The sequence below is a fragment of the Myxococcus sp. AM010 genome, assembly GCF_013372585.1.
GTDB lineage: Bacteria > Myxococcota > Myxococcia > Myxococcales > Myxococcaceae > Myxococcus > Myxococcus vastator.
On the sequence record NZ_JABXEO010000056.1, the window covers coordinates 43528 to 58045 of the forward strand.

At 69.5% G+C, this 14518-nt stretch carries 11 protein-coding genes and 1 pseudogene; all 12 read left to right on the forward strand.

All coding sequences use genetic code 11. The features are described from left to right. The first annotated feature begins 40 nt into the window (after positions 1-40). Entirely contained in the window at positions 41-1564 is a 1524-nt protein-coding gene (locus HV826_RS23750) for a UDP-N-acetylmuramoyl-L-alanyl-D-glutamate--2,6-diaminopimelate ligase (protein WP_163781958.1), read from the forward strand. A 44-nt stretch (positions 1565-1608) separates the two neighbouring features. Continuing rightward, positions 1609-3009, forward strand: a complete 1401-nt coding sequence (gene murF, locus HV826_RS23755) for a UDP-N-acetylmuramoyl-tripeptide--D-alanyl-D-alanine ligase (protein ID WP_176419290.1) — start codon at positions 1609-1611, stop codon at positions 3007-3009. Continuing rightward, positions 3009-4187, forward strand: a complete 1179-nt coding sequence (gene mraY, locus HV826_RS23760; protein WP_163781962.1) for a phospho-N-acetylmuramoyl-pentapeptide-transferase — start codon at positions 3009-3011, stop codon at positions 4185-4187. The genes murF and mraY overlap by 1 nt, the downstream gene beginning before the upstream one ends. 19 nt (positions 4188-4206) lie before the next feature. After that, positions 4207-5574, forward strand: coding sequence for a UDP-N-acetylmuramoyl-L-alanine--D-glutamate ligase (gene murD / locus HV826_RS23765; protein WP_176419291.1), 1368 nt, complete (start codon positions 4207-4209; stop codon positions 5572-5574). Positions 5575-5578: 4 nt separating this feature from the next. Further along, entirely contained in the window at positions 5579-6745 is a 1167-nt protein-coding gene (gene ftsW / locus HV826_RS23770) for a putative lipid II flippase FtsW (RefSeq protein ID WP_176419292.1), read from the forward strand. Next, entirely contained in the window at positions 6742-7893 is a 1152-nt protein-coding gene (gene murG / locus HV826_RS23775) for an undecaprenyldiphospho-muramoylpentapeptide beta-N-acetylglucosaminyltransferase (protein WP_176419293.1), read from the forward strand. The genes ftsW and murG overlap by 4 nt, the downstream gene beginning before the upstream one ends. Next, entirely contained in the window at positions 7890-9308 is a 1419-nt protein-coding gene (gene murC, locus HV826_RS23780; RefSeq protein ID WP_176419294.1) for a UDP-N-acetylmuramate--L-alanine ligase, read from the forward strand. Before murG ends, murC begins: the two co-directional genes overlap by 4 nt. Positions 9309-9312: 4 nt before the next feature. Further along, positions 9313-10245, forward strand: a complete 933-nt coding sequence (murB, locus tag HV826_RS23785; RefSeq protein ID WP_176419295.1) for a UDP-N-acetylmuramate dehydrogenase — start codon at positions 9313-9315, stop codon at positions 10243-10245. Beyond that, on the forward strand, positions 10242-11198 hold the full coding sequence (locus HV826_RS23790; protein WP_176419296.1) for a D-alanine--D-alanine ligase: 957 nt from the start codon (positions 10242-10244) through the stop codon (positions 11196-11198). Before murB ends, HV826_RS23790 begins: the two co-directional genes overlap by 4 nt. A 155-nt stretch (positions 11199-11353) precedes the next feature. Further along, a complete protein-coding gene (locus HV826_RS23795; protein WP_176419297.1) occupies positions 11354-12208 on the forward strand; it encodes a cell division protein FtsQ/DivIB in 855 nt (284 codons plus the stop codon). A gap of 46 nt (positions 12209-12254) precedes the next feature. Continuing rightward, complete coding sequence (ftsA, locus tag HV826_RS23800) at positions 12255-13487, forward strand: cell division protein FtsA (RefSeq protein ID WP_176410408.1); 1233 nt, start codon at positions 12255-12257, stop codon at positions 13485-13487. Positions 13488-13935: 448 nt separating this feature from the next. Beyond that, positions 13936-14518: pseudogene (locus HV826_RS23805) on the forward strand (hypothetical protein); the annotation flags it as partial.

Genomic DNA, 14518 nt, shown 5'->3' on the forward strand with positions numbered 1-14518 from the left:
CTCCAGGCCCCGCTCTTGCAATGCGTGTGAAGGGGAAGAGATGAAGCTGACGGATGTCCTCGCAGGATGTGGTGCCGAGCAGACCTCGGGCGGCCGTTCCGCGGTTGACGTCACCGGGGTGACGCAGGACTCGCGGCGCGTGAAGCCGGGAGACCTGTTCGTCGCCATTCCTGGCACGAAGGAGGATGGGGCCCAGTTCATCGGTGAGGCCGTGTCCCGTGGCGCCGTGGCGGTGGTGTCGGAGAAGCCGGTGCCGTCCTCGCAGGTGCCCTTCTTCAAGGTGGGCAGCGCCCGCAAGGCGCTGGCGCTCATCGCGGCCAACTTCTACGGCCGCCCGGCGGACCAGCTGACGTTGCTGGGCCTCACCGGGACGAACGGGAAGACCACGGCCAGCTATCTGCTGGAGGCCATGAGCACCGCGGCGTACGCGGCCACCGGCGTCATCGGGACGCTGGGCTACAAGTTCGCCGGCCGCACGGTGGAGTGCGCCAACACCACGCCGGATCCGCTGGAGCTGCACCGCATCCTCCGGGAGATGGTGGAGGCGGGCGTGGAGACGGTCATCATGGAGGTGTCCAGCCATGCGCTCGCGCAGGAGCGCGTGCACGGGCTGACCTTCAAGGCGGCGGGCTTCGCCAACCTGAGCCGGGACCACCTCGACTACCACAAGGACATGGAGGATTACTTCCAGTCCAAGCGGAAGCTGTTCTCGGAGAACCTGTCCGCCACGGGCGTGGCGGTGGTGAACGGCGACGACACCTACGCCAGCCGCATCTACAACGAGCAGCGCGGCCAGAAGCGCATGGCGTGGAAGTTCAGCCGTCAGGGCTCCGGGGAGATTTCGGTGGCCGACGTGAGCTTCTCGCTCCAGGGCATCAAGGGCGTGCTGAAGACGCCCGCGGGTGACATCCCGCTCAAGAGCAAGCTCCTGGGGCCCCACAACCTGGAGAACATCCTCCTGGCGGTGGGCCTGGGCCTGGGCGCGGGCTTCGCGCGGCGCGACGTGCAGGAAGGCATCGAGCGGATGATGCCGGTCGCTGGCCGCATGGAGCGCGTGGAGAACTACGGTCCGTCCGGCGCCCCCGCGGTGCTGGTGGACTACGCGCACACGGATGACGCGCTCAAGCGCTCCATCGAGGCGGCGCGCTCGCTGGCCAAGGGCCGCGTCATCGCGGTGTTCGGCTGCGGCGGGGACCGCGACAAGGGCAAGCGTCCGCTGATGGGCGCGGTGGCGGGTGAGGGCGCCGACCTGGCCGTCATCACCAGCGACAACCCCCGCACCGAGGACCCCGAGGAGATCATCTCGCAGGTGGCCGCGGGCATCGAGAAGGGCGGCCTGCGCCGCATCTCCGCCGGCAAGGCGAAGAGCGGTGAGAAGGGCTACCTGGTCGACGCGGACCGCCGCGCGGCGATTGAACAGGCCATCAGCCTGGCGTCCGCGGACGACGTCGTGCTCATCGCGGGCAAGGGCCACGAGACGTACCAGCAGGTCGGCGCGGAGAAGCTCGCGTTCGACGACCGGCAGGTGGCCGCGAAGGCGCTGGCCAACCGCACCGCTGGCTGAGCCCGAGCCTCCCAAGCCCCGTCGACCCGCCCATCTCTCACACCATGGCAGCTTCCTTCAGCGACGAAGAGGTGGTGCAGGCGACCGGGGCGACCCGGCGTGGCGGCCCGGCCCGGGCCGCCTACGCTGCCGTCTGTACCGACACCCGGGCACTCACCCCCGGGTGCCTCTTCGTGGCCCTGGTGGGTGAGCGCTTCGACGCCCACGCCTTCGTGGACGCCGCGGCGAAGGGCGGGGCGGCCGGGGCGGTGGTGGCGCGCGGGCGCCCGTTGCCCGCGCTGCCCGACGGGCTGACGCTCTATGAAGTCGATGACACCCTGCGGGCCCTGGGCGCGCTGGGACGGCACCACCGTCAGCGCTTCCGGATTCCGGTGTGCGCGGTGGGTGGCTCCAACGGGAAGACGACCACCAAGGAGATGGTGGGCGCAATCCTGGCCACGCGCGGGCCGGCGCTGAAGACCGAGGGCAACCTCAACAACGAGATTGGCGTCCCGCTGACGCTCTTCCGGCTGGAGCCGCGCCACGTCGCGGCGGTCATCGAAGTAGGGATGAACCAGCCAGGGGAAATCGAACGGCTGGCGCGCGTCGTCCAGCCGGACGCGGGCGTCATCACGGTGGTCCAGCCCGAACATCTGGAGGGGCTGGGCAGCCTGGAGGGCGTGGCTGCGGCGGAGGGCGAGCTGTTCCAGGAGATGGGGCACGGCACCACCGTCGTGGTGAACGTGGACGACGCGCTCATCTCCGCGCAGGCGGCGCGCAGCGGCGCGCAGCGGCTGACGTTCGGCCGGGCGGAGCACGCGGACGTGCGGCTTTGGGACGTGAAGACGCTGGGCCGTGAGGGCATGGTGGCCACGGTGCGGCACCTGGGCCGCGAGTGGCCGGTGCGGCTGCGCTTCGTGGGGCCCCACAACGCGCAGAACGCGACGGCGGCCTTCGCGGTGGCGCTGGCGCTGGGCTACACGCCGGAGGAGTGCGTGCGGGGCCTGGAGTCGGCGCGGCCGTACTCGCGGCGCCTCAACGTGGTGGACGGGCAGCACGGGGTGACCGTCATCGACGACTCCTACAACGCCAACCCGGCCTCCATGGACGCCGCGCTTCAGACGCTGGGCACGCTGGTGCCCGCGGGTGGCCGGGCCGTGGCGGTGCTGGGGGACATGCTGGAGCTGGGGCCGGGCGAGCTCGAGGAGCACGCGCGCCTGGGCGGTCAGGTCCCCTCGCACGCGACGCTGGCGGCATTCTTCGGTCCCCGCTCCGTGAAGGGGTGGGAGGCCGCTTCCATGGGTGAATCCGCCGCCCACTTCACCGACGTGGAGCCGCTGATGGCGTGGTTGGCGCCGCGGCTTCGCGAGGGTGACGTGGTGCTGGTGAAGGGCAGCCGCGGCATGCGGCTGGAGCGGGTGGTGGCCGCCCTGACGGGCACGGCCGCCCCCGGAGGAAATCACTAGTGCTGTACCTCCTCTACGAGGTCATCCAGAACACGGAGGCGGGGCGCGTCCTCAACTTCCTGCGCTACCCCACCTTCCGCATCATCGCCGCGGGCGTCTTCGCGCTGCTCCTGGGCATGCTCATCGGGCCCAGGCTCATCGCCCGGCTGCGGCTGAAGCAGCACGGCCAGAGCAACGTGCGCGAGGACACGCCGGATTCGCACCAGAAGAAGAAGGGCACGCCCACCATGGGCGGCGCGCTCATCCTGCTGTGCATCGCGGCGGGCACGCTGCTGTTCGCGGACCTGAAGAGCCGCGCGGTGTGGGTGATGCTGCTCTTGACGCTGGGCTACGGCTTCATCGGCTTCCTGGATGACTGGCTCAAGCTGTCCAAGCGCAACTCCAAGGGCCTGGCCGGGCGCAAGAAGATGGTGCTGCAGACCTTCTTCTTCCTCGTCGCCGTGTTCGGCCTGCTGACGACGTGGACGCTGCCGGACGGCTCCTTCGGGCCCACGCTGCTCATCAACACGAAGCTGACGCTGCCCTTCATCCCGACGCGCTGGTTCAACCCGGACCTGGGCTGGTTCTACGTCTTCTTCGCGTGGATTGTCGTCGTGGGCACGTCCAACGCGGTGAACCTCACGGACGGCCTGGACGGGCTGGCCATCGTCCCCACCATCGTGTCCGGCATCACCTTCGCGGTGCTCTGCTACGTCGCGGGCACCACGCTGAGCATCGCGGATTCGGAGGTGGTGGGCGGCGTGTCGAAGCTGGTGGCCACGCCGCTGTACCAGTACCTGGGCATCCTCCAGGTGCCGGGCGGCGCGGAGCTGGCCGTGTTCTGCGCGGCCATCGTCGGCGCGGGCATCTCCTTCCTGTGGTTCAACACCTACCCGGCCTCCGTCTTCATGGGGGACATCGGCTCGCTGGCGCTGGGTGGCGCGCTGGGCGGGCTGGCGGTGCTGTCCAAGAACGAGGTGGTGTCCGCCATCATCCACGGCATCTTCTTCGCCGAAATCCTGAGCGTGATGATTCAAGTCACGTCCTTCAAGATGACGGGCAAGCGCGTCTTCAAGATGGCGCCGGTGCACCATCACTTCGAGCTCAAGGGAATGGCGGAGCCGAAGATCATCGTCCGTTTCTGGATCGTCTCCATCCTCTGTGGTGGCGTGGCGCTCCTGTCCCTGAAGCTCCGCTGAACCCGGAGGTGGCACGGCCATGACGTTGGCGCTGTCCGGTCAGAAGGTGCTGGTGTTCGGGCTCGCGAAGAGCGGCGTGGCCGCGCTGCGCCTTCTGCGTCAGCAGGGCGCGGACGTCACGGCGCTGGACGTACGCGGCGAGGACACGCTGGGCTCGGTGGCCCACGAGGTGAAGGCGCTGGGCGCCGCGTTGGTGTCCGGACCCACGCCGCCGGGGCTGCTCGCGTCGCAGGACCTGGTGGTGGTGAGCCCGGGGGTGCCGCTGGCGCTGCCGGAAATCCAGGCCGCGCGCGCGGCGGGCGTGGCGGTGTGGGGCGAGGTGGAGCTTGCGGGCCGCCTGCTGTCCAGCGTACCGCTGTTCGGCATCACCGGCACCAACGGCAAGAGCACCACCACGGCGCTCACGGGCACGCTCTTCGCCAGCGGCGGCAAGCGCACCTTCGTGGGCGGCAACCTGGGCCGGCCCTTCAGCGAGGCGGCCCTGTCCCCGGGCGAATGGGACGCGCTGGTGGTGGAACTGTCCAGCTACCAGTTGGAGGGCATCCGCGCGCTGCGCCCCCGAGGCGCGGCCATCCTCAACCTGACGCCGGACCACATTGACCGCTATCCCAGCCACGCGGCCTACGGCGAGGCGAAGGCGCGCATCTTCCAGCAGCAGCAGGCCGGTGACTTCGCGGTGGTGAACGCGGACGACGCGGACGTGCTGGGCCTGGCGCGCGCCGCGAAGGCGCCGGTGTACGGCTTCAGCCTCACGGGCAAGCCGGTGACGGAGGCCCCGGCGCTGGCGGGCCTGGCGGTGGCGGAGCCGGGCGGCTTCCGGCTGGACTTCCTGGGCGAGCACTACACGCTGACGAACCGCGCGCTGCGCGGCGCCCACAACGCGCAGAACGCGATGGCGGCTGCGCTGCTGGCGCGCCTGGGCGGCGTCACCTCCGGCGCGGTGCAGGCGGGGCTGGACGGCTACCCGGGCCTGCCGCACCGGCTGGAGAGCGTGCGCGTGCTGGAGGGCGTCGAGTGGGTGAATGACTCGAAGGCCACCAACGTGGAGTCGGTGCTGGTGGCGCTGCGCGCGTTCTCCAGGGACGTGTGGCTGATTGCCGGCGGCAAGGGCAAGGGCGCGTCGTACGCGCCCATGGTGGAGGCGGGGCGGGGCAAGGTGAAGGGCGTGCTCACCATCGGCGACGACGCGGACACGCTGGCCCAGGCCTATGCCGGCGCGGCGCGGGTCCACGCGTGCGGCACCCTGACCCAGGCGGTGGCGCGGGCGCGGGCGCTGGCGGAGCGGGGGGACACGGTGCTGCTGTCGCCCGCGTGCGCGTCCTTCGACCAGTTCAAGAACTTCGAGGACCGGGGCGATTCGTTCAAGCGCCTGGTGGAGGCGCTGTGACGGCATGAAGAACCCTTTTTCTCCGTCCTCCGCCCTCGTGCGCTTCGACCCGGTGCTGCTCTGCGCGGTGCTGGGGCTCGTGAGCTTCGGGCTGGTGATGGTGTACTCGGCCAGCGCGGTGCTGGCGCAGGACAAGCTGGGCGACAGCCTCTACTTCCTCAAGCGTCAGCTCGTCGCCGCGGGCCTGGGGCTGGGCGCCATGGCCGTGGCCATGAAGGTCGGCTGGCGCCGGCTGGCGCGCTGGGCCTATCCGCTGCTGCTGGCGGCCATCGTCCTGTTGGTGCTGGTGAACATCCCCGGCATCGGCAGCACGGCGGGTGGCGCGCGGCGGTGGATCCGCCTGCCGGGCTTTGGCCTGCAGCCGGCGGAGGTGGCGAAGTTCGCCTGGGTCGTCTACCTGTCCTACTCGCTGGCGAAGAAGCGGGAGAAGGTGGCGAAGTTCTCCGTGGGCTTCGTTCCGCACCTCGCGCTGTGCGGCATCCTGGTGTTGCTTTGCATGATGCAGCCCGACTTCGGCAGCAGCGTGCTGCTGGTGTTCATGCTCTTCGTGCTGCTGTTCGCGGCCGGCGCGAAGCTGAGCTACCTGGTGGGCATGGTGCTGCTGGCGCTGCCCCTGGCCTACGTGGCCATTGCCTCCAGTCCGTACCGGATGAAGCGCATCCTGGCCTTCATGGACCCGTGGGCGCACCGGCATGACGTGGGCTACCAGGTGGCCGAATCGCTGATGTCCATTGGCTCGGGCGGCGTGGTGGGCCTGGGCCTGGGCGACGGACGGCAGAAGCTCTTCTTCCTGCCCGAAGCCCACACCGACTTCATCTTCTCCATCATCGCCGAGGAGACGGGCCTGATTGGCGTGGGCCTGCTGGTGGTGCTCTACGGCGTCGTGCTGTGGCGCGGCGTCCGGGCCAGCCTGGCGGCGGGGGAGACGTTCGGTACGTACCTGGGGCTGGGCATCAGCTCCATCATCGCGTTCCAGGCCGCGGTCAACATGTGCGTGGCCATGGGTTTGCTGCCGACGAAGGGGCTGACGCTGCCCTTCGTGTCGTACGGAGGTTCATCGCTGGTGGTGCTGATGGGCGCGGCTGGAGTGCTGTTGTCGTTGAGCGCGAACACCCAGGGGGCCGCGAGGCCCAGCCGGGTGGGAACCGACATGCGGGAGGTGGCGGCATGATGAAGGTGCTCATCGCGGGTGGGGGCACGGGCGGACACCTCTTTCCGGGCATCGCCCTGGCGGAAGAGGTGGTGACACGGCATCACCGCAACGAGGTCGTCTTCGTGGGCACCGAGCGTGGCATCGAGGCGCGCGTGGTGCCGAAGGAGGGCTATCCGCTGGAGCTGGTGAAGGTGCAGGGCCTCAAGGGCAAGGGCTTCCTGGCCCTGCTCAAGGCGCTCTTCGCGCTGCCGCTGGCCTTCATCGAGTCCTTTCGCATCCTCGCCCGGCAGAAGCCGGACGTGGTGGTGGGCGTGGGCGGCTACGCCAGCGGGCCAGTGGTGCTGGCCGCGTGGCTGATGGGCATCCCCACCGCCATCCAGGAGCAGAACGCGCTGCCCGGCTTCACCAACAAGGTGCTGGGCCGGATTGTCCGCGTGGTGTTCATCGCCTTCGAGGAGGCGCGCGCCTTCTTCCCGGAGAAGAAGGTCCAGCTCATCGGCAACCCCATCCGCCGCAAGCTGATGGACAACTACCTGCGCAGCCACGTCGCGCACGAGCGCTTCTCCGTGCTCGTCTTCGGCGGCAGCCTGGGCGCGCGGGGCATCAACCAGCGGATGACCGAGGCGCTGGACTCGCTGGGCGACCTGAAGGACAGCCTGCACTTCGTCCACCAGACGGGGAAGAATGATTTGGAGTCGGTGCGCAAGGGCTACGCGGACAAGGGCTTCCAGGCGGAGGTGGTGGAGTTCATCGACGACATGTCCAGCGCCTATGCCCGCGCGGACCTCGTCGTCTGTCGCGCGGGCGCGACGACGCTCGCGGAGCTGACCGTCTGCAAGAAGGCCAGCATCCTGATTCCCTTCCCGCACGCCACGGACGACCACCAGGCCGTCAACGCGCGGGCGCTGGTGGACGCGGGCGCGGCGCTGATGTTCCGCGAGTCGGAGCTCACCGGGGAGAAGCTGGCGCAGACGGTGCGTGAGCTGAAGAGCCACCCCGAGCGCCTCAAGAGCATGGAGAAGAAGGCGGGCCTGCTGGGCCGTCCCGAGGCCGCCAAGGAGCTGGCGGACGTGTGCGTGGACCTGATGGTCCAGACGTGGGGCCCCAACGGCCGCGAGCGCACCCCCATCGAAGCCGAGAAGAAGGCCCCCAGGAGCCACTCGTGACGCGCAACAAGCCCCCCAGCCTCTTCAAGACGCGCCACGCGGCGCAGGTCCACTTCGTGGGGCTCGGTGGTATCGGCATGAGTGGCATCGCCGAGGTGCTGCTGAACATGGGCTACCGGGTGTCCGGCTCGGACTTGCGCGAGAGCGACATCACCCGGCGCCTGGCGCGCATGGGCGCGACCTTCTTCGAAGGCCACCGCGCGCAGAACCTGGTCCAGGCGGACGTGGTGGTGACTTCCTCCGCGGTGCGCAAGGACAACCCGGAGGTGGTCGCCGCCAGGCAGCGGAAGATTCCCGTCATCCCCCGCGCGGAGATGCTCGCGGAGCTGATGCGCCTGAAGTACGCGGTCGCCGTGGCTGGCAGCCACGGGAAGACGACGACGACGTCCATGGTGGCCACCGTGATGAGCGCGGCGGGGTTGGATCCGACGGCGGTGGTGGGCGGCAAGGTGAACGTGCTCGACTCCAACGCCAAGCTGGGCAAGAGCGAGCTGATGGTGGTGGAGGCCGACGAGAGCGACGGCAGCTTCCTGCACCTGCACCCGTCCATCGCCATCGTCACCAACATCGACCCGGAGCACATGGACCACTACGGCGACCTGGACACGCTCCAGTCCGCCTTCGTGGAGTTCTGCAACCGGGTGCCGTTCTACGGCCTCAACGTGCTGTGCCTGGACAACCCCAACGTCCAGGCGCTGCTGCCGCGCATCGAGAAGCGCTTCGTCACCTACGGCAGCTCGCACATGGCGGACTACCGGCTGGAGAACATCCAGTTGGACGGCTTCACCACGCGCTTCCACGCCTACCGCCGGGAAGAGGCGCTGGGTGAGTTCCGCGTGCGGATGGTGGGCGCGCACAACGCCTTCAACGCGCTGGCCGTCATCGCCGTGGCGGAGGAGATGGACATCCCGCTGGAGACGGTGCGCGAATCGCTGGCCGAGTTCGGCGGCGTGCAGCGGCGCTTCACCGTGCGCGGCGAGGCCCAGGGCATCACCGTGGTGGACGACTATGGGCACCACCCCACGGAGGTGCTGGCCACGCTGGCCGGCGCGCGGCGGGCCTTCGGGCGCCGGGTGGTGGTGGCCTTCCAGCCGCACCGCTACACGCGCACGCATGACCTGATGAAGGAGTTCACCACCTCCTTCAATGATTCGGACGTGCTCTTCGTCACCAGCGTCTACGCGGCGGGTGAGGAGCGCATCGAGGGCGCCACGGGTGACGCGCTGGCGGACGCCATCCGCGCCCACGGCCACCGCGACGTCGCCTTCGTGGAGAAGCGCACGGACCTGCCGGCGGCGCTGCTGCCGCGGCTGCGCGAGGGTGACCTGGTGCTGACGCTGGGCGCGGGTGACATCACCCACGTGGGGCCGGAGTTGCTCGAGCTGCTGCGCACCACCCCCCTGTCGAAGGACTAGCGCCATGGTGGAAGCGGGCGTGAAGACGGCGCTGGCGGCGCGCGTGGAGTCGCTGGGGGGCTGCGAGGTGAAGGCGGGCGAGCCGCTGGCGCCGCTCACCAGCGTCCGGGCCGGCGGCGCCGCGGAAGCCCTGGTGCGCCCGCGCTCGCCGGACGCCCTGGTGGCCTTGCTGAAGCTGGCGCGCGAGGAGGGTGTCCCCGTCTCGATTCTGGGCGGCGGCGCCAACACGCTGGTGGGCGACGGTGGGGTGCCCGGCCTGACGCTGAAGCTGCCCGGAGACCTCTTCCCGGAGGTGGCCGACGTGGGCCCCGAGGAAGGGCGGCTCACGCTGGGCGCGGGGGCGGCCATCGTCCGCCTCATCAACGTCATGCGGGCGCACGCGCTGGTGGGCGCGGAGTTCCTGGCCGGCATCCCCGGCACGCTGGGCGGCGCGGTGTCGATGAACGCCGGCACCAAGAATGGCGAGGCCTTCCGCGTCATCGAGGCGGTGGAGGTGGCCACGGCGGACGGGGTGGGGTGGCTGACGAAGGCGCAGGTGCCGCACGCCTACCGTCACTCCGAGTTGCCGCCGGGCGGCGTCGTCACCCGGGTGCGCTTCGCGCTTCGCACGGGGGACGTGGTGGCCTCCAAGGCCGTCATGGACGCGGACCTGGGTTACCGGAAGCGGACACAGCCGCTCAGTCAGCCCAACTTCGGCAGCGTCTTCACCAACCCGCCAGGCGACCATGCCGGGCGGCTGATTGAACTGGCGGGCCTGAAAGGGTACTCGCTGGGGCGCGCGCAGGTGTCCACCCTGCACGCCAACTGGATTGTGAACCTGGGCGGCGCCACCGCCCGCGACGTGCTGGGACTCGTCACCCTCATGCGGCAGCGGGTGCGCGAGCAGTCCGGCGTCGACATGAAACCCGAAGTCAAGCGCCTGGGAGACTTCCTGTGACTCCGAACCGCGGTGCCTTCACGAAGGACGAGCTCAAGCAGAAGCGTGTCGGCGTGCTGTTGGGCGGAATGTCCGCGGAGCGCGACGTGTCCCTGCGCACCGGCGAGGCCGTCTCCGGGGCGCTGCGCGGGCTGGGCTACACCGTGGTGGAGCTTGACGTGGGCAAGGACTTGCCCGCGCGCCTGGCGGCGGAGCAGGTGGACGTGGCGTGGCTGGCCGTCCACGGGCGCTATGGCGAGGACGGCTGTCTCCAGGGGCTGCTGGAGTCGCTCTTCATTCCTTATACCGGCAGCGGCGTGCTGGCCTCCGCGCTGGGCATGGACAAGGTGTACGCCAAGCAGGTCTTCGTGGCCCACGGCATCCCCACGCCCGCGTACCGCTCCTTCCGGGACGCCGCGTCGGCGCTGGCGGCGGCGGACAGCCTGCCCTTCCCGTTTCCAGTGGTGGTGAAGCCCAGCCGCGAAGGCAGCAGCGTGGGCGTGCACATCTGCAAGACGCGGGACGCCTACGAGGCCGCCGTGACGGACGCGGCGAAGTACGCGGGCACCCTGCTGGTCGAGCAGTTCGTCAAGGGACGCGAAGTGCAGGGTGGCGTGCTGGACGATGAGGCCCTGGGCGTCATCGAGGTCCGCGCCGCGCGCGAGTTCTACGACTATGACGCGAAGTACAAGGCCGGCACCGGGACGCAGTACCTCTTCCCCGCGCCCCTGCCTCCAGAACAGTACGCGCGGGTGAATGAGGTGTGCCTGGCCGCGCACCAGGCCCTGGGGTGTAGCGGGGGCTCGCGGTCGGACGTCATCGTCACCGACGGAGGGGAAGTGTTCCTCCTGGAGACCAACACGCTGCCGGGCATGACGGCCTCGAGCCTCTTGCCCAAGATTGCCGCGGGGCGCGGTATCGACTTCCCCTCCCTGTGCGAGCGCCTGCTGCTGGGCGCGTGTCTCAAGGCCTGAGCGTCCGGTTTTCGGCCCGGCGCAACTCGGCGTCGGCCTCCCTCGAAAATTTCCGAAGCGTCTGTGTGGCGGCTTGCGCTACAGCGACGTGCCTGTAGCCAAAAACTGGCGCGGCTCCTCAACCGCGCACAGCATGCGTCAATCCTTTTCTCCCCATGGCCTTCGGAAAATCCAAGAACCGCCGCCGTCAGGACGCCGCCCAGCAGAAAGAGGCGGTCCGAGGCGCGGTGCGTTCGCACGGGCCGGGCGTGCTCAGGGTGCTGGGGTTGACGCTGGGCACCGGGCTGCTGGTGTGGGGTGGGGTGGCGCTGCGGGAGTGGGCGCTGACGTCGCCGCGCTTCAATCTGGAGGCGGTGTCCTTCTCCGGTCTCCAGCGTGCCTCCCGGGTGGAGCTGCTGCGGCTGGCGGCGCTGACGAAGGGGCAGAACCTGTGGAAGCTGGACGTGGACGCGCTGGAGCGCGCCATGCACCAGCACCCCTGGCTGCGCACGGTGGAGGTGACGCGCCGGTTCCCCAACCGCGTGTCGGTGGAGGTGACGGAGCACGCGCCGGTGGCCATGGCGGTGCTGGGGGAGCTGTACGTCCTGGACGAAGAGGGTGAGCCCTTCAAGCGGGTGACGCCCGGGGACGGACTGGACTTGCCCCTGGTGACGGGCCTGGACCGGGAAGGTTATGTGGCGGACCCGGCGGCGGCGCGGGAGCGCCTGCGTTCGGCGCTGGCGGTGGCGAGCGCGTACGCGCGGCTGTCACCCGAGAAGGCCGAACAGTTGTCGGAGGTCCGCCTGGAGGCGCAGAGCCTGGCGCTGGTGACGGCGTCCGGTCAGGAAGTGCGCCTGGGTGAAGGAGATTCAGAGGTCAAGCTGCAACGTCTTGCCCGCGTCCGGCGCGAACTGGGTGCGAGGGGGCTTGCAGCGGAGATCATTCACCTGGATAACCGTGCCCGGCCCGGCTGGGTGGCGGTGAAGATTTCGAGCCCCGCGTCCGAGAGGAGCGGGGCTTCGATGCGGTAAGAGGACGCGCCCCTTTCACGAGAGTGGGGGGCCTGGGAGGGTTGTCATGGCGAAGCAGAAGTCGGGGGAGATCATCGTCGGCCTCGACATCGGCACGACGAAGATCTGCGCCATCGTCGGAGAGCTGACCGACAGCGGCATCGACATCATCGGCATCGGTACGCATCCGTCGAAGGGTCTGCGCAAGGGCGTGGTGGTGAACATCGAGGCGACCGTCTCTTCCATCCGCCGCGCGGTGGAAGAAGCGGAGCTCATGGCGGGGGCGGAGATTTCCCACGTCTACACGGGCATCGCCGGAGGCCACATCAAGGGCTTCAATTCCCAGGGCATCGTCGCCGTCAAGGACAAGGAGGTCCGCGACGCGGACATCGCCCGCGTCATCGACGCGGCCAAGGCCGTGGCGATTCCGCTGGACCGGGAGGTCATCCACGTCCTTCCGCAGGAGTTCATCATCGACGACCAGGGCGGCATCAAGGAGCCCCTGGGCATGGCGGGCGTCCGGCTGGAGGCCAAGGTCCATATCGTCACGGGCGCGGTGTCCAGCGCGCAGAACATCGTCAAGTGCGCCAACCGCACCGGGCTCAACGTCTCCGACATCGTCCTTCAGCCGCTGGCCAGCGCGGAGGCGGTGCTGGGCGAGGACGAGAAGGAGCTGGGCGTGTGCCTCGTCGACATCGGCGGCGGCACCACGGACATCGCCATCTTCTCTGGCGGCTCCATCGTCCACACGGCGGTGATTGCGCTGGGCGGCAACAACCTCACCAGCGATATCGCCATTGGCCTGCGCACCCCGGCGCACGAGGCCGAGCGCATCAAGCAGAAGTACGGCTGCGCGCTGTCGTCGCTCATCAACAAGGACGACACCATTGAAGTGCCCAGCGTCGGGGGGCGTCAGCCCCGCGTGCTCGGGCGGCAGATTCTCTGCGAAATCCTGGAGCCGCGCGTGGAGGAGATCTTCCAGCTCGTGCACCGCGAAATCCAGAAGTGCGGCTACGAGGACCTGCTGGCCTCGGGCGTGGTGATTACGGGTGGCTCCACGCTGCTGGCCGGCATGCCGGAGCTGGCCGAGGAAGTCCTGGGCCTGCCCGTTCGCCGAGGCATGCCGCGTGGCATTGGCGGTCTGGTGGACGTGGTGAAGAGCCCCATGTACGCCACCGGCGTGGGCCTGGTCGTCTACGGCGCCCGCCACCTGGACCGGCGCATGTTCCGCATCCGCGAGGAGAACGTGTACAAGAAGGTGAAGGGCCGCATGCGCGAGTGGCTCGAGGAAATCTTCTAACGCGCCGGGCCGAGCGCCCACCGCGTCGCCCAAGGGCTCTCCGAAAGGAGGGCCCTTTTTATTTGGCCGAGGGCCACACCCCGCGTCCCGACTGACGCGTCAGCGTCCTGGTTTGACGCGTCAGAGGACCTGGTGGGTTGCCCTCTTGGAGGCGCGAATCGGTCCAGTTTCCGGAATCTGGATCCGTGGTTCGGATGGGGCGGGCTCTACCCCTTGAGCAGGGCGCTGAAATCCTCGGAATACCGAGGGTCGTAGATTGGACAGCGGCTGGCTCTCGGATTGCTATGTGCGGCATTTGCCGCTGGGCCCATACCCCCCCAACGACCCCAGGTTTATGACTCGAACGACCTTTTACGTCCCCCTGCTTAGTCGGGTTTTCCAAGGGCGCCTTGGCCTGGCCATCGCACCCCTGGCGCTGCTGTGCGCGGCGCTGCTTGGGCCGGTGGCGATGGCCGCCGTGGACAACGTCGGCCTGGGGAGCGGGGCCGTCGGCGCGCTGACCATCAACGCCGCCAACACGTCCATCAATACCTACACGCGCGTGACAGCGGCCGTGCCCGCGGGGCAGAGCTTCGTGACGGTGGCCTCGACCACGGGCTTCTCGGTGGGCAACCTGGTGATGGTGCACCAGACCACGGGGCTCGCGGCGCCCGCGTCTGGGAGTCAGACGCCTATCAACCTGGTGGGAGGCCCGGTGGGCCGCTGGGAGTTCGCGCGGATTGCCAGCCTCACGGCGACGCGGCTCAACTTCACGCAGCCACTCACGGTGGCCTTCGGAGCCACCGGGACGCAGGCGATTCGGGTGCCCGAGTACACCAGCGTGACGGTGAACGCCGCGGGGAGCATCGTGGCGGCGCCGTGGGATGGGGCGACGGGCGGCGTGGTGGCCTTCCTGTCACAGGGCGCGGTGAACAACGCGGGCGCCATCCACGCGGATGGCCGGGGCTTCCGCGGTGCGTTTGCCTGGAACGGCGACGGTGATGGCTGCACGGCCCTGGATGAGCAGTGGCCGGGTGGGGCGTCAAAGGGGG